General features: G+C 66.3%; 12 protein-coding genes. 10 read left to right on the forward strand and 2 right to left on the reverse strand.

Features of this window, described 5'->3' with window-relative positions:
- The first annotated feature begins 319 nt into the window (after positions 1-319).
- From RHOSA_RS23240 to RHOSA_RS23245, 5 genes are all read left to right on the forward strand, one after another.
- Complete coding sequence (locus RHOSA_RS23240; RefSeq protein ID WP_051432263.1) at positions 320-2,344, forward strand: 4Fe-4S binding protein; 2,025 nt, start codon at positions 320-322, stop codon at positions 2,342-2,344.
- Between the two features lie 99 nt (positions 2,345-2,443).
- A complete protein-coding gene (locus RHOSA_RS0117215; RefSeq protein ID WP_027289657.1) occupies positions 2,444-3,577 on the forward strand; it encodes an alpha/beta hydrolase in 1,134 nt (377 codons plus the stop codon).
- A 148-nt stretch (positions 3,578-3,725) separates the two neighbouring features.
- Positions 3,726-3,941 (forward strand): hypothetical protein, encoded by a 216-nt coding sequence (locus RHOSA_RS25255; protein ID WP_156092796.1) that lies wholly within the window; start codon positions 3,726-3,728, stop codon positions 3,939-3,941.
- The gene (locus tag RHOSA_RS0117220; protein ID WP_027289658.1) at positions 3,938-4,798 is read left to right on the forward strand and encodes a hypothetical protein; all 861 of its coding nucleotides are present in this window, start codon (positions 3,938-3,940) and stop codon (positions 4,796-4,798) included. The genes RHOSA_RS25255 and RHOSA_RS0117220 overlap by 4 nt, the downstream gene beginning before the upstream one ends.
- A gap of 395 nt (positions 4,799-5,193) precedes the next feature.
- Positions 5,194-6,492, forward strand: coding sequence for a DEAD/DEAH box helicase (locus RHOSA_RS23245; protein ID WP_242468919.1), 1,299 nt, complete (start codon positions 5,194-5,196; stop codon positions 6,490-6,492).
- 164 nt (positions 6,493-6,656) lie between these two features.
- On the opposite strand, the gene RHOSA_RS0117230 is transcribed toward RHOSA_RS23245, so the two are convergent.
- A complete protein-coding gene (locus RHOSA_RS0117230; protein WP_081728800.1) occupies positions 6,657-7,061 on the reverse strand; it encodes a helix-turn-helix domain-containing protein in 405 nt (134 codons plus the stop codon).
- Positions 7,062-7,990: 929 nt separating this feature from the next.
- On the opposite strand from RHOSA_RS0117230, the gene RHOSA_RS23250 reads away from it, so the two are divergent.
- Positions 7,991-9,742: a putative bifunctional diguanylate cyclase/phosphodiesterase gene (locus RHOSA_RS23250; RefSeq protein WP_051432264.1), complete on the forward strand. Its 1,752-nt coding sequence runs from the start codon at positions 7,991-7,993 to the stop codon at positions 9,740-9,742.
- Positions 9,743-10,012: 270 nt separating this feature from the next.
- Positions 10,013-11,125 (forward strand): c-type cytochrome, encoded by a 1,113-nt coding sequence (locus tag RHOSA_RS0117240; RefSeq protein ID WP_051432265.1) that lies wholly within the window; start codon positions 10,013-10,015, stop codon positions 11,123-11,125.
- A 70-nt stretch (positions 11,126-11,195) separates the two neighbouring features.
- Here RHOSA_RS0117240 and phaR read toward each other — a convergent pair whose 3' ends face one another.
- Positions 11,196-11,966 (reverse strand): polyhydroxyalkanoate synthesis repressor PhaR, encoded by a 771-nt coding sequence (gene phaR / locus RHOSA_RS25965; RefSeq protein WP_081728801.1) that lies wholly within the window; start codon positions 11,964-11,966, stop codon positions 11,196-11,198.
- Positions 11,967-12,174: 208 nt separating this feature from the next.
- Here phaR and RHOSA_RS25820 point away from each other — a divergent pair, with 208 nt between their 5' ends.
- From RHOSA_RS25820 to RHOSA_RS0117255, 3 genes are all read left to right on the forward strand, one after another.
- A complete protein-coding gene (locus tag RHOSA_RS25820; RefSeq protein WP_242468918.1) occupies positions 12,175-13,173 on the forward strand; it encodes a hypothetical protein in 999 nt (332 codons plus the stop codon).
- Between the two features lie 16 nt (positions 13,174-13,189).
- Positions 13,190-14,254, forward strand: a complete 1,065-nt coding sequence (locus RHOSA_RS23260) for an alpha/beta fold hydrolase (protein ID WP_037258912.1) — start codon at positions 13,190-13,192, stop codon at positions 14,252-14,254.
- A gap of 300 nt (positions 14,255-14,554) precedes the next feature.
- Positions 14,555-15,763: an acetyl-CoA C-acetyltransferase gene (locus RHOSA_RS0117255; RefSeq protein ID WP_037256577.1), complete on the forward strand. Its 1,209-nt coding sequence runs from the start codon at positions 14,555-14,557 to the stop codon at positions 15,761-15,763.
- Positions 15,764-15,893 lie beyond the last annotated feature (130 nt).

Here is a 15,893-nt window from a genome sequence, read left to right on the forward strand (position 1 = left end):
GTGGGCAGCCACCGTACGATAAGGCATGGCCTCGCCACTGTCCGGTCGAAAGAGAGAGTGCATTCCCACGAGGCCTACCGAGACGTCGTCCTGCCCTAGTCTGTTCCTCACCGAACGTATGGCAGTATGTCGAACGATCAGTCGCACCGCAAAGCATCGGCCACGATCCAGCGGTCCCGGGCCCGGCCGTTTTTAGAATAATTTTAGGGTCGTCTGCGAGCGTCCCAACTCGTTAGAGTGGCACGACGAATCGAACAAGGCTGGGGCGCTACCGACTGCCGCACGCCACCGCTGGGACACCGCTCGGAACCCCCTAACCATGCATCTCAAGAACAAGCGCGTGCTCGTCTGCAACTGCGCGCGCGACAAGGCGCTTGATCCCAAGAAGCTGACCCGGGCCCTGCACGCCGTCGGCGCGGATGGCGAGGCGGAGGTCTACACTAGCCTCTGCCGCGCGCAGCTGGACAGCTTCCAGAACGCGCTCGCCCAGGATCGCGACGTGCTGGTCACCTGTGCGCAGGAAGCGCCGCTGTTCCGGGAAGTCGCGGCCGAGGAGGCCCCGGAGGCCGGCCTCGCTTTCGCCAACCTGCGGGAAAAGGCGCTCTGGTCGGACGAAGCGAAGCAGGCGCATCCCAAGATGGCCGCATTGGTTGCCGAGGCCGCGCTCGACCTTGAGCCGATGCCGACGGTGGCGATGGAAAGCGCGGGCACCTGTCTGATCTACGGCCGCGACGAGACGGCGATCGCGCTGGGTCGGCAACTGTCCGACAAGCTGGACGTCACCGTGCTGCTCGCCGATCCAGGCGAGATCATGCCGCCGCGCACGATGGACGTGCCGGTGTTCAAGGGCCGGATTCGCGAACTACGCGGCCACCTTGGCGGCTTCGGCGTGATGGTCGACGACTACGCGCCCGCCCTGCCCGCCACACGCCAGAGCCTGCAGTTCGAGCTGGGCCGCAACGGCGCGTTCAGCGAGTGCGATCTGGTGATCGACGTCACCGGCGAAGATCCGCTGGTGCGCGCGCCGGATAAGCGCGACGGCTATCTGCGCGCCGCCCCGGACGACCCCGCGCGCGTGCAGCGAATCGCCTTCGAAGCGGCCGACCTCGTGGGCACCTTCGAAAAGCCGAAGTACGTCGCCTACGACCCGTCGATCTGCGCCCACGGCCGCTCGCGCAAGACCGGCTGCACCAACTGTCTGGACGCCTGCCCCACCGGCGCGATCCAGAGCCTGGGCGAGACGGTTGAGATCGACCCGTACGTCTGCGCCGGCTGCGGCTCCTGCGCCAGCGTCTGCCCCACCGGAGCGGCGAGCTACAACCTGCCCCGCCCGTTCGACCTGGGCGAACGGCTGCGCACCCTGATCGGCGGCTACCTGAAGGCCGGCGGCACGGACCCGGTGCTGCTGATCCACGACGCGGCCCACGGCGAGGAGCAGATCGCCATGATGGCCCGCTACGGCCGCGGCCTGCCGGCGCGCGTGCTGCCCTTCCAGGTCAACGAGGTGACGCAGATCGGTCTGGACGCCCTCTCGGCGGCGTTCGGCTACGGCGCGGCGCGGGTGGTCTTCCTGGTGCCGCCCGCCAAGCGCCGGGAGGGCGAGCTGGACGGCCTGGAAACCCAGATCGCCACGATGGACTCCATCCTGGCCGGCATGGGCTATCGAGCCGGGCGGATCACGCTCATCGAGGAAGCCGACCCGGACGCGGTCGAAGCGCACCTCTGGGACCTGGACAAGCCGGCGGCGCCGGAGCCGGGCACGTTCCTCGCCATGGGCGGCAAGCGCAGCCGCACCATGCTGGGCCTGCGCCATCTATACCAGCACGCGCCGACCCCGCAGGAGATCGTGCCGCTGCCCCAGGGCGCGCCGTTCGGCCGGGTGCACGTCGACACCCAGGGCTGCACGATGTGCCTGGCCTGCGTCTCCGCCTGCCCGACGGGGGCGATGCTGGACGACCCGGACAGCCCCTGGCTCGGCTTCAACGAGGAGACGTGCATCCAGTGCGGCCTGTGCGCCACCACCTGTCCGGAGAACGTCATCCAGCTGGAGCCCCGGCTGAACCTGAGCGAGGACGCCCGCAGCCCGATCGAGCTCAACCGGCAGGAGCCGTTCCACTGCGTGCGCTGTGGCAAGCCGTTCGGCGTGGAAAGCTCGATCCGCCGGATCGCCGACCAGCTGGCCGAAAAGCACTGGATGTTCCAGCGCCCCGACCAGGTCGAGCGGATCATGATGTGCGACGACTGCCGGGTCGTGGTGCAGTTCGAAAGCGGCGATACGCCGTACAAGCACGGCGAGGTCCCCCGGCCGCGCACCACCGACGACTACAAGCCCGGCACCAGCTAGACCCGATTCCCCTTTTCACGTCACCCTAACTCCGAGCCGCGTTACAACTTCCGGTAGGAGGGCAGGTGTCGCGGCGGGTCTTTGGGGGAGGATGGGCCGATGCTGAAGTTCGTCTGGCGGGCGGAGCACGCCGGGGCGCCGGATCACGGCGGCTACGCCGCAGCACGCGACCGGCTGTATCAGCGCACGGAGCAGCCCTACGCCGAACAGGAGTTGGAAGCCTTCCAGAAGCGCTTCGACGGCTGCCCGGCGCCCGGCCGACCGCTTGGCGACGCGGTTCAGACCTGGCTGGCGGACGGCAACCCGCAGCGCGTGGTCGTGCTGGTGCACGGCTACAACTGGGGCCAGTACGACCCCGACCGGGCCGAGTTCGACGGCGACCCTTACCGCACGATCTACGCCGATCCCGCAAACCTGCCCGCCGGCGACCAGGCGCAAAGCTGGCTGCCGCTGGTCGGCGCGGACCGCGCGGTCGCCTTCGCCTGGACCTCCGATCCCGGCTTCTTCGACTACGCCAACGCCTGCTGGTCCAACCCTTACGAATACGCCGTGCAGGATCTGGCCCCGCTGGCCGCCCAGGCGCTGGCGGCGATCATCCGCGCGCTGTTGGACGCCGGTCTGGAGGTCGACCTGCTGGCGCACAGCCTGGGCACCCGCACGGCGATTAAGGCGCTCGACCGCCTGGCGGACGCGGACGCCTATAAGAACGCCGTGCGCCGGGCGGTGATGATGGGCGGGGCGGAATACAGCGTCGACGCGCTGGCGACGGCCTCCCGGGTGGGCACCGATATCTACAATCTGGTGATCCGCGAGGACCCGGTGCTCGACTGGGGCGCCCGTCAGCTGGGCGGCAGCCAGCGCCCGAACAACAGTATGCGTTCCCGCGTCATCGGGCTGGACGGCATGAAGCGCCGGGCGAACTGGCTCGACCTGCAGCTCGACCACCAGGACCACGCCAGCCGGGAGGAATCCCGGCGCTGGTTCGACACCCTGAACGGCTACCGCCTGTCCGGCGAGAAAGCCGGCGGCCGCGGCCTGCACTGGGCCTATTTCCTGAACGAGGGCAACCGCGAACTGATCCGCGATTTGTTCGACAAGCCGAACTTCACCGTGAAATGGCTGCGCGATCAGGGCTGCCCCGACGGCGTCGAACGCTTCCGTTATGACTCCCTGTCCGGCCGACCACCGGCGCCGCTGCTGACCTGCAAGGCGCGCAAGGCGGCGATGCGGTAAGACGCGGGCGCCCACGAGGCATTCATGGTAACAGCATGCGCATCAACATCATGTTGGGACTTGTTATTAGACCGTGAACGATTACCCTATAAAGGTGGCAATCATCAGTGATGTTCGCTGGTGACGTCGTGACTGCAGAGAGATCGAGATGGCTCAGCAGATCGTGCACAACCTGGGCGCCAAGCGCGCGGCCGCTAAACAGGCTGATCGTGCACGCTTGGACCGTCTAATGGCCAATGGCGCCGACGGCATGAAGCTGAACGGCGAGGTCGGTCTTGTGTCTCCAGATCGGAAGCCGTTGCGTAAGCCCAGGCGCATCGGTCGCGGATCTCTCAAACAGGCTGTTAGCGCGCAACGTTCTTGAACGACAGCGATGAGCCGCTTGGGCCATACGATTTCCCCGAGCTCCTTAAAGCGTTCGACCCCCTCCTCGACGATCACAATGCAGCGATTGTAGGCGGCCAAGCGCTCAACGTCTGGGCCACGTACTTTTATGATAAGGCTCCAGGCGAACTCGCCCAGTTCGCGCCTTATACGTCGAAAGACATAGACTACTACGGAAATAGGGAAGCTGCAGAAGCGCTTGCAAACGCGTTGCAGGGTGACGTCCATCTTCCACATCCGGAGGACCAGACTCCCCATACAGCTGTAGCGATCGTTAACTTGAACGGTCATCGTCGTGAAATCGACTTTCTTGGCGTTCTGGCCGGGGTTCCTCAGCGCATCATCTCCGGCGATCTGGCCACGGTCGACCTTGCTTGGGCTGTAGACGATGACGCAGACGTGCGGGTCCGGCTCCTGCACCCACTCCCGATTCTGATGAGTCGCGCGGGCAACATCATCATGCTGCTCAGGGACGACGACCGCGCCGTTCGGCAACTTCAGGCGTCAATCATCGTTTTGCGGGAATATTTACAAGAGCGTCTGGATGTGGCGGTCGAAAATACCGAGTCAGAAGGTCAGCGCACCGACGCCGCCCGCGAAGCTGTCGATGTCGCAAAGGCACTTTTGGGCTGGGCGGCGCACAACAGCAACGCCCGCGGTATCTATGAGCAGGGCCTTGGGGATCCCTTGGCTCCACTAGACGCAGTTCGAAGCCATCATGGATGGGATCCCCGTTTCCTGGAACACGAACTCCTTCCCCAGCTGAAAGGGGTGCGAGAACGGCGAGAAAACCGCTGGGCTGAAGCTGCGCGCAAGCGGGCCCGGCGCCCCACCTGAGATTTCACGCCCACATCCCCATACCAGGCGCGACCGGCGCCAACTCCAAATTAGCATCGCCAGCCCCTCACGCCGCTTTCGCATGCTCCCGCCACCTGCAAACACGGCTTGACTTTGTGCGCCGCAGCGCGCATATCCAGCGCAGTTCTTCTCGCGATCACGCGAACCCGGCTTGAGCACAAGGCGCAGCGTCGCGCCGCCCGGTCATCCCGAGCAGTTCCCAACAAAATCCCGCCTCGTTTCCAACTCGCGTGTGGAACCAGGGCAACGCGCCGGCCTTTGGGCCTTTGTGTACGCGCGTCCCCGGCCCGGTTTCCGCCGTCGTCGTGGGCATGTGTGTGCCTGCCCTGTCCGCCTTCGTGCACGCCGGCGATCTAAAGAAAGAACGTGATCCTTTGAGTAACGAGATTCCTGCCAACCAGACGACCTTCGCCGCGCTCGGCCTGAACGACCAGATCCTGCGCACCCTCGGCGAGCAGGGCTACGAAAACCCAACACCCGTGCAGGCGCAGGCGATTCCCGCCCTGCTCGACGGCCGCGACCTGTTGGGCGTGGCGCAGACCGGCACCGGCAAGACGGCTGCCTTCACCCTGCCGATCCTGCACCGGCTGGCCGCCGACAAGACGCCGGCCCCGAACAAGGGCGCACGCGCCCTGGTGCTGGCGCCGACGCGCGAGCTGGCGATCCAGATCCACGAGGCCTGCCGCACCTACGGCCGTGGTCTTGGCCAGCGCAGCGCAGTCGTGCTGGGCGGCGTCCCCAAGGGCAAGCAGCAGCGCCAGATGAGCAAGGGCGTCGATATCCTGATCGCGACCCCGGGCCGGCTGCTCGACCTCGTGAACGAGCGCAGCGTGCGTTTGGACGCGGTGCAGACGCTGGTGCTCGACGAGGCGGACCGGATGCTCGACATGGGCTTCATCCACGACGTCCGGAAGATCGCCGGGATGGTCAAGAGCGAGCGGCAGTCGATGCTGTTCTCCGCGACCATGCCGGGCGAGATCGACAAGCTGGCCCGCGAGCTGCTGTCGAATCCAGCGCGCGTCGAGATCACTCCGGACGCTCCGGCGGTCGAGCGGATCGACCAGCGGGTCTACCACGTCCGCCAGCCGGCCAAGCGCGACCTGCTGTCCAGCCTGCTGCAGGACCCCGAGATGGAGCGGGTGATCGTGTTCACCCGGACCAAGCACGGCGCCGACCGGCTGGCCAAGCAACTCACCGGCGACGGCGTGCCGTCGGACGCGATCCACGGCAACAAGACCCAGGGCGCGCGCCAGCATGCCCTCAAGCAGTTCCGTGATGGCCGGGTGCGCGTGCTGGTCGCCACCGACATCGCCGCGCGCGGCATCGACGTCGATGGCGTCAGCCACGTGGTCAACTTCGAGCTGCCGAACGTGCCGGAAAGCTACGTCCACCGGATCGGCCGCACCGCGCGCGCCGGGGCGGAGGGCGTCGCCCTATCGTTCTGCGATCCCAGCGAGCAGAACGATCTGCGCCGGATCGAGAAGATGACCAAGCAAAGCCTGACCATTATCGGCGACGGCCCGATCGCCAGCGAGCGGCGGGCGCACGCCGGTCGCAAGCCCGGCCGGGGCGGCGCACCGGGCAAGGGCGCGGCGGCCAACCAGGCCCCGCGCGGCCCCAAGCCGGCCCGCAATGGCGAGCGCCCGCGCCGCCGTCAAGGCCGCGCGGCCTAGCTCTCCCGGGCGGTTTCGTTGTCCCCAGGGCTCAGCCCTGGGGACTCCGCCCTAGCCGGACGTCAAGGCGAAGTTATCCGCCTTATCCACAGGCGGGTGCAGTTTTCCAGAAGCTTATCCACAAGACAGCCGACATGATGGGGAGGCTCGGGACAGGCGCCGGGTCAGGCATCCTCGTCGCTCTCCCGGGCCAGAACACGGGCCAGTTGGGCGATCGCCTCCTGCTGGCGTTCGTCGCCGATCTTGGAGAAGTTGCGCGCCAGGTCGAGGCACATCCGCTGCCGGCCGGATAGGCTCTCCTCCTCCGAGGCCAACTCCACATCGGCGAAGAAGTATCCAACGTCGACGCCAAGCACCATCGCCAGTTCATACAAGCGGCCGGCCGAAACACGGTTGATCCCGCGCTCGTACTTGTGCGCCTGCTGATAGGTGACATCGATCAACTCTGCCAGCTGTTGCTGGGTCAGGCCCAGCATGGTTCGGCGCTCGCGGATGCGCTGACCGACGTGCCGCTCGATGTCCTGCGTGTTAAGGCTTTTGCGTTTCACGGCTATCCCTTGTCGCAACATCGGCGGCCGACGGGTCCGCAGGACATATTTTCGGAAGTAAACAGCCCGCGTTCAATAAAAAGTGGTTCTCACCACACCGCATACCCCTAACGCGGGCATTTGTTTCGGAGCACGTTACACCAGCGCGCGGAAAATCCGACCAGAACGATGAGGTATCGACGGCAACGCGCCGTGGCGCCGATAAGATTCGCGCATCATACGCAAGTCTTCAAAAGTAACCGACATCCGCCGGTCTTCACCGGACTCGCCTATCCACCGTACGCCCCCCGCTGACCGCGCCTCCCCTTCCTCCCCCATGAACCCAGCCAGCACGTGCACCGCGAAGGCAACACTTGGCGCAAGGCCAGCGGAGAGCCGAGGCGCACTCGATACCGGAACCGCGGCGAGGAAAGTTCCACGCCTGTCGTCATGGCCCACGTCTCTCGCCGCTTGGCCCAGCTCCGATCTCCGGTCTTCTAATACCCGGTCGGGCCGACGCGCAGGCTGGGCCTGGGGCCCAGTGTCCTCAGACCGGTCCCGCCCCCCTACTCTTTCGCCTGGCTGAACCGTATGCCCGGCCTGCGTACGAACAACCAGACCACCACGGCTGGAACGGCCGATCGCAGAACCTGCATCCGGCTTGGAGCCGCCGCCAGACGCCCACCCCGCACCCGATGCGATCATCACCCGCCCCACACGACATTGTAGAATATCTCTCCGGCATTTATTCAGGAATCAATTCGAGCTTGATTCAATCACCCATAATTCTCTTTACGTCCTATACCGAAGGAGGCGCCAAATGAGGTATATTAACCTTAATACCTAGCTTTCTTAGCGAAAGTAGCACAAATCCACTTCACGGGTTGTTAAGAGTCGCGCGTAGAAAATCGCCGTCCGGGAATGTTTGCAGCCGCCTTCAAGTAGAGGGCGCGCACCGCTAGGAGGGCAATGTGCGTACGCCGTACGGGCAGAACGACCACTCCACTGAACTCGCACGGCTCCGCGCCGCGATCGAGGCTGCAGGGGATGTGGTTTACGAGTGGAACCTCGCCGACGACAGCGTGTCGTGGCTGGGCGACACCGCACGTTTGTTCGCGCCGCCCCGCAGCGGGGCCCCACAGACTGGCGACGAACTGTCCAGCTGTGTCCACCCGGAAGACGCCCCAAAGCGGCAAAAGGCATTGAGCGACCACCTCAAGCGCGGTCTCCCCTATGACGTCGAATACCGGCTGCGTGTTGGACAAGGCGGCTATCATTGGGTGCACGACCGCGGCGCGGTCGATGCCAAACACAGCGGCATGGTGCTCAAGCTGGCAGGCACGCTGCGTCTGATCACCGACCGCAAGGAGCGTGAAGCACACCTGGAATATCTGGCCAACTTCGACGAGTTGACGGGCCACTACAACAAGGTGCGCCTGCGCGACGACCTGGATAAGACGATCGCCGAAGCCCTGCGTACGGGCGACGGCGGCGCGTTCGTCGTGTTTGGCATTGACCAGCTGGCGATGATCAACAGCGCCTACGGGTATCAGGCCGGTGACCGCGTCCTGTGCGAAATTGGTTCGCGGCTGGACGATTGCCTAAGGGCCGGCGATATCATCGGCCGGATCTCCGGCGACCGGTTCGGCGTAGTGCTTGGCCGGGTCAACCAGAAGCTTGCCGTACGCGCAGCCGAACGGGTGGTCCATGAGATCCGCCGAAAGGCCGTGCAGACACCCGCCGGACCGATCCGGGTCACGGGGTCGGCTGGGGTGTGCATGTTCCCCGACCAAGCAACTGCGGCCGTCGACGCGATCGCCAAGGCAGAGGGGGCGTTGCGCCAGGCCAAGGTACAGGGGCGCAACCGCTGCGGCCTCTACGAGGTCACCGAAGCCCAGCGCGAGACCTACCGCGCGTCCATGGGCATCGGTGACGAGGTTCAACAGGCGATGAAGGACGGTCGCCTGGCCTTCGCCTACCAGCCGATCGTGGGCGCGATCGACCACAAGCCGGCGTTCCACGAGTGCCTGCTGCGCCTGCATCGCCCCGACGGTGAAGTCGTTCCGGCAGGCAAGTTCGTGACCGTGGTCGAACAACTGGGTCTGATGCGCGCCCTTGACCGGCGGGTTCTCGACCTCGCGGTCGACGAACTCGGCAAATACCCGACAGCCACGCTGGCGATCAACATCTCAGGCCTGACCGCGACCGAGCGCTCCTGGCAGCGGGCGCTGGTGGCGAAGCTGAAGGATCGCCCCGATCTCGCCCAGCGGCTGATCATCGAGATCACCGAGACCGCCGCGCTCAAGGACATCGAGGAGACAGCCCACTTCATCACCGCGGCGCAGGATCTCGGCTGCCGGGTGGCGCTCGATGACTTCGGCTCCGGTTACACCACCTTCCATCACCTGAAGTCCCTGACGGTGGATATTGTCAAAATCGACGGCTCGTTCGTGCGCAATCTCGCCGAGGATCCGCACAATCGGCTGTTCGTCCGCAACCTGATCGCGCTGGCACACTCGCTCAATCTGACGACGGTGGCGGAATGTGTGGAAACCGAGGTCGAGTGCCAAATCCTGGCCGACGAAGGTGCCGAGTTGCTGCAGGGCTACCACTTCGGCAAGCCTTCGTTGGAGGCCCCCTGGCCCGAGCAGACCCCCGAACAGAAAGCCGAAGTGGTCGAATTCGTTAAGCTGGATACACCGTCCAAGAACGCCGCCCGGTAAGCGCATCAAGCCTATCGCCTGGACGACCGAAACGGCAGAGGTCCGGTACGGCTCGCCGGTCTTGTCATGTCTGTTTTTTCGGTCTTCCTGTGTTCTCCCAGGCGACGACCGCGGCCTCTCGGAGCTTTCTTGCGCGCCCACTCGAAACGACGCGTGGAACAAACCTGCCCGCGCTGCGGTTCATTCGATTGAAGCCGTCTTCCATTCGGTAACGGGCCCGCTTGGCAGCGACGGCGCAAGAAGACTGCAACTGAGAGGTGTCCCGACCAAATGTCCTGGCTCAAAACTGTCCTGCCGACCCGTGCATTGCATTGGGTGGGCGCCGGCGTCGTGTTCGCGGTCGCCGGCATATTCGGTGCGATCCTGTTTGTCTGGTCCGGCGTCTATAATATTGCCGCGATCGACCCGCACGTCCCTGCGGTCAATTGGTTGATCACCGTTGCCAAGGTCAACTCGATCGACCGTCATTCGAACGACGTTCCAGCGCGCCCGCCGCTCGACCAGCCGGCGCAGGTGCAACGCGGCGCCGTGCAGTTCGACATGGAATGCGGCGCTTGCCACGGCACCCCGGCCGCGCCGCAAACCGGCCTGCTACGCAACATGCGTCCACGACCACCGAAGCTGAGCGAGGTCGTGGATAGGCACACGTCCAAGGAGCTGTTCTGGATCGTCAAGCACGGGATCAAGTACACCGGCATGCCCGGCTGGCCAGCGCCCGAGCGTGACGACGAAGTCTGGTCGATGGTCACCTTTCTGGAGCAGATCCAGGACATGAAGCCGGACGCATACCGCCAGCTTGCCAACACCGACCCGGAACGCCCGCCGGCCGGCGCACCTGACGGCCTCCAGACCTGTGCCCGCTGCCACGGCTATGACGGCCATGGCAAAGGCAAGGGCGCCTACCCGATCCTGTCGATCCAGGAAAAGGAGTACCTCAGCCGCAGTCTACAGGCGTATGCCGACGATCATCGCCACAGCGGCACCATGGGGCCGATCGCAAGCGGCCTGAGCGACAAGCAGATGGACCGGTTGGCCACATGGTATGCCAACCAACCCTCGGATGACCTGCCAGACGATACCTCCCCCGCCTCGGAACTGGTTATGCGCGGGAAAAAGATCGCCGAAAAGGGACTGCCGGACCAAGACGTCGAGGCCTGCATCAGCTGCCACGTCCGCGCCAAAGGCAGGCGCTTCGACATTGTCTTCCCCAATCTCGAGGGGCAGTACGCCAACTATATCGCCGACCAGCTCCTAGCCTGGAAAACACGTGGGCGTGGGCGCACGCGTGAGGGGCAACTGATGAAGCCGATGTCGGATATCTCCCACAACCTGAGCAACCAGGAAATCCGGGCGGTGGCCGCCTACTTCGCCACGGCCAAATGACAACGACGCCGGCCGGTCGGTCGACCGGCCGGCGTTCAAACCGGCAGCATCGCTGTCAGATATCCAGGCCTCAGGAAGAACCCGACCCCGCCTGGCGGGGGCTATCCGATTTGGCCGCATCCGATTTTGGCGTCGCCGCGCCCGTATCCTTGCTCACCGACCCGTTGTTGGCTTGCGTGTCGGCGCCCTGCTGCTGACGGGTCAGCACGTCGAGCTGTTGCTGGAGCAGGTCGACCTGGTGCTTAAGCTGGTGCAGTGTCTCTTCCGACGCCTGCGCGCCCTGCTCGCTCGTGGACGTGGCGGGGACATCCGCCGCGTCCGATGCCTGCTCCCCGCCGGTCGTCTGGGTGGCACCGAAAGGCGCGAACATCTTCATCGCGCTTTCGAACAGCGCGGCGTTCTGCTCGCTCATCTTCTGCAGGTCGCCACCGAACGGGAACATGCCGCTCATCGTCTCGCGCATCTGCGAGCGCATCCGGTCCTGGTTTGCGGCGAACGCCTGCATCATGTGCTCAAGGTAGGAAGGCACCACCGACTGCATGTTGTCACCGTAGAAGCCGATCAGTTGGCGCAGGAAGTTGATCGGCAGCAAGTTGGTGCCCTTGCTCTCCTCCTCGACGATGATCTGGGTCAGAACGGAACGTGTGATATCCTCGCCGGTCTTGGCGTCGTACACCGCGAAGTCGATGTCGTCCTTTACCATCTGGCAGAGGTGGTCGAGCGTCACATAACTGCTGGTCGCGGTGTTGTAGAGCCGGCGATTGGCGTACTTCTTGATGACCACCGGCTTCTTCTGGTCGCCGTCCTTACTTCTGGCGGTCGTCTTGTCGTCTCGCGCCATGTGGTCACTTCCGTTGATTGCGCCTTCGGACTGCGGACTGGCGCGCCCCGGCGCGGGTTTGTGAAACGTCCATCATCCTCGATAGTCCCGCATATAACATAGAGTCAACGTCGGCTGCCTTAAAGCGTTGGACAGCCGGCAATTCCGCCCGTTCCACCCCCGGCACCGGCGCTGGCCACCGTTTGGGCGCCTCGTTATACTCCGCGCCATGGCGGAGCAGGGCGATCTTGACGAACTGGCGCGCCGCTACCTGGACCTGTGGCAAGACCAGATGACGGCGCTTGCCAACGATCCAGACATGGCCGAGGCGACGGAGCAGATGCTCCGCCTCATGGGCTTCGCGCCACCAGACGGGGAGACCTCGGCCCACGCCGGCACGGGGAACGGCAATCCGTGGGCAAACGCGCAGGCTTGGCAGCAGGCGGTTCAGGCAAACGCCCTGGCCGGCGCGCAGGCAACCGGCCAGCAGGCCAGTGCCGCCTGGGGCTGGCCGATGGCTATGATGGCCGCTCTCACCCAGGGGGCGCAGCAGATGCCCTCGGGCTGGCCTGGCCAGGGCGGTGTGCCGCCTGGCTGGCCACCCTACGGCGGTGGGCCGCAGGCCGGCTGGACACCGCCGGGCGCCGCCGGCCACTGGCCCGGCCAGGGGTGGATGCCGCCGATGGGTTGGGGGGCGCCCCCCGGCTATGGTCCACCGCCAGGGTGGGGGTCGCCGACCTCGGCGCCGCCGGCAAACGGCTACAGCGATACGGGCCACAGCGATACGACGGGGGCCGGGCACACCGGCAGCCCAGGCGCGCAAGGGAGCGCCGATGACCGACAGGGCAACCGGGGGCACGGCGAACAGCGCGACGCACGGCCCAGAGACGAACGGCCAGAACGCGCCGCATCAAGAGCCGGAGACGGGCGACCGGACTGCGGACGCGACGACGGGCACGGGGGCGCACGATCGCAGCGGGACGCGCACGGGCACGTCGACAACGGCGCGGCGCGGCCAGCGGCTGGGTCCACGGCCGCTGCCGGCCCATCTGGCAGCGGCGATCTGGACCTGGACGAGTTCGCAAGCCGCCTTGCCCGCCTGGAGGAACGGCTGGCTGCCCTGGAAGGACCCGGCAAACGCGGACCCGACGACGACACCGGCAGCGGGCAGCAGTCGGGCGGAAAGACGGGAAAGTCTGCGCCGCGAAATCGCAAGCGCGGATCTTGAGCGTTTCGCCGCTGCCCTGCAGCGCGAGACGACGCGCCGCCACCTCGACCTGCTGCGCGGCATTCAGGCCTATCGGGCGCATCCCTACACCCGCGCGCTGAACGATCCGCCCGCCCTGTGGCAGGAAGGCACGACACGCCTGCTGGACTACGGCCAATGCCCGGAGGCCACCGATCCGAACGGTCCGCCGCTGCTGGTCGTGCCGTCGCTGATCAACCGCGCCTACATCCTCGACCTGAAGCCCGAGTTGTCGCTGCTGCGCCACCTGGCGGCGCTCGGCTTCCGACCGATGCTGGTCGACTGGGACCGGCCGGGGCCTCAGGAGCGCGGCTTTTCGCTCACCGACTATATCGCCGGCCGGCTGGAACGGGCGCTGGACGCTGCCTGCACCGCCGCCGGACAGGCAATGCCGGCGGTCGGCTACTGCATGGGCGGTCTGCTGGCCCTGGCGCTCGCCGAACGGCGCCGCCGCGATGTCTCCGCCCTCGCCCTGCTGGCCACGCCGTGGGACTTCCATGCCGATCCCGAAGACCACGCAGGCAGCGCGGCCGGACAGGCCACGCAGGCGCGGGTCGCCGCCACCGGGGCGCAGGCCCTGGAACCGGCGATGCAGACGCTGGGCTACCTGCCCGTCGACGCCCTTCAGACGCTGTTCCAGGGGCTGGACCCGTTAACCGGGGTGCGCAAGTTCCTGACCTTCGCCCGGCTGGACCCGGACAGCCGTCGGGCGGAGACGTTTGTCGCCCTGGAAGACTGGCTGAACGACGGCGTGCCGCTGCCAGCCGCGGTCGCGCGCGAATGCCTTTATGGCTGGTACGGTCGGAATGACACCGCCCGTGGTCGCTGGCGAATCGCCGGCCGGCCGGTCGATCCCGCGCGGGTGACGCAGCCCACGCTGTGCCTGCTGCCTGCGCAGGACCGGATCGTCCCGCCCGCCTCCGCGGCCGCGCTCGGCGCGGCCCTGCCGAACGCCGAAGTGCAGCGCCCCGCGTTGGGGCACATCGGCATGGTCGTCTCCAGCAAGGCAAAGACGGAAGCCTGGCGCCCCCTCGCCGATTGGCTCGGCCGAATGGGCGCGTAATCTTCTTCTTTTACGGGGCGGTCTAAATCATAGCCCGCGCGCATTGGAAATTCATGGATAGGCCCGAACCGCCTCGTTAAGCTTGGCCCCGGGAGGGCCCTGGACACAACTTGCTCCCACATCGCCGAAGATGACATCGCCCGACCGTTGCTCCTTCGGCTGCTGGGCTGCGTGCCGGGGTGATGCGTCCACACGGCGCCGCAAGGCGCCGGGGACGCGCGACGAAGCGACCCGTGTGAGCACCCGCCAGCGCGCGGGCGTCGAACATGTAGAGACACACGCCAAGGAGGGACACACACCATGGCAGATGCCAGCGTTGCCGGGACCGGCAGCAACATGGACATCGTGATCGCCGGCGGCGCCCGCACGCCCGTGGGCGCGTTCAACGGCGGCCTGTCCAGCGTGCCGGCGAGCTATCTCGGCACCCACGCCATCAAGGAGGCGATGAAGCGCGCCAAGGTCGATCCCAAGGATGTCGACGAGGTCGTGCTGGGTCAGATTCTCACGGCCGCGCAGGGCCAGAACCCGGCCCGCCAGGCGGCGGTCGACGCGGAGATCCCGGTCGAGCGCACGGCCTACGGCATCAACCAGCTGTGCGGCTCCGGCCTGCGCTCGGTGGCGCTCGGCTTCCAGGCGATCGCACTTGGCGACGCCAACATCGTGGTCGCCGGCGGCCAGGAAAGCATGTCCCAGGCCCCGCACGCCCAGCACCTGCGCAACGGGCAGAAGATGGGCGACCTGAAGCTGGTCGACACCATGCTGAAGGACGGCCTGATGGATGCCTTCCACGGCTACCACATGGGCAACACGGCCGAAAACATCGCCAAGCAGTGGCAGATCACCCGCGAGGAGCAGGACGCCTTCGCCGCCAACTCGCAGCAGAAGGCCGAGGCGGCGATGAAGGCCGACCGCTTCCAGGACGAGATCGTGCCGGTGACGATCAAGACCCGGAAGGGCGACGTCGTCGTCAACAAGGACGAACACCCGAAGGAGGGCGTGACCGCCGACGGGCTCGCCAAACTAAAGCCCGCCTTCGACAAGGAAGGCTCGGTCACCGCCGGCAACGCCTCCGGCATCAACGACGGCGCCGCCGCGGTCGTGCTGATGAGCGCCAAGGAAGCCCAGACCCGCGGCGTGCAGCCGCTGGCCCGGATCGTTTCCTGGGCGACCTGCGGCGTCGACCCGTCGATCATGGGCACCGGCCCGATCCCGGCCAGCCGCAAGGCGCTCGAGAAGGCCGGCTGGAAGGTCGACGACCTGGACCTGATCGAAGCCAACGAGGCGTTCGCCGCCCAGGCTTTGTCGGTCAACAAGGACCTCGGCTGGGACCCGGAGAAGGTCAACGTCAACGGCGGCGCGATCGCTCTGGGCCACCCGATCGGCGCCAGTGGCACCCGCATCCTGATCACCCTGCTGCACGAGATGCAGCGCCGCGACGCCAAGAAAGCGCTGGCGACGTTGTGCATCGGCGGCGGCATGGGGATCGCCATGTGCGTCGAGCGCGGCTAACGCGCGCGACGAAGACGAGACCGGCGGCCGGGCGTGCCTGGAAAGCATCCCGGGGATGCCCGGCCGCCGGCACGTTCGTTGGGTCGAGGAGACAACAAATCCAAGCAAGGGGCGCACGGGATTCAACGCG

The organism is Rhodovibrio salinarum DSM 9154 (assembly GCF_000515255.1).
In the GTDB taxonomy this organism is placed as follows: domain Bacteria; phylum Pseudomonadota; class Alphaproteobacteria; order Kiloniellales; family Rhodovibrionaceae; genus Rhodovibrio; species Rhodovibrio salinarum.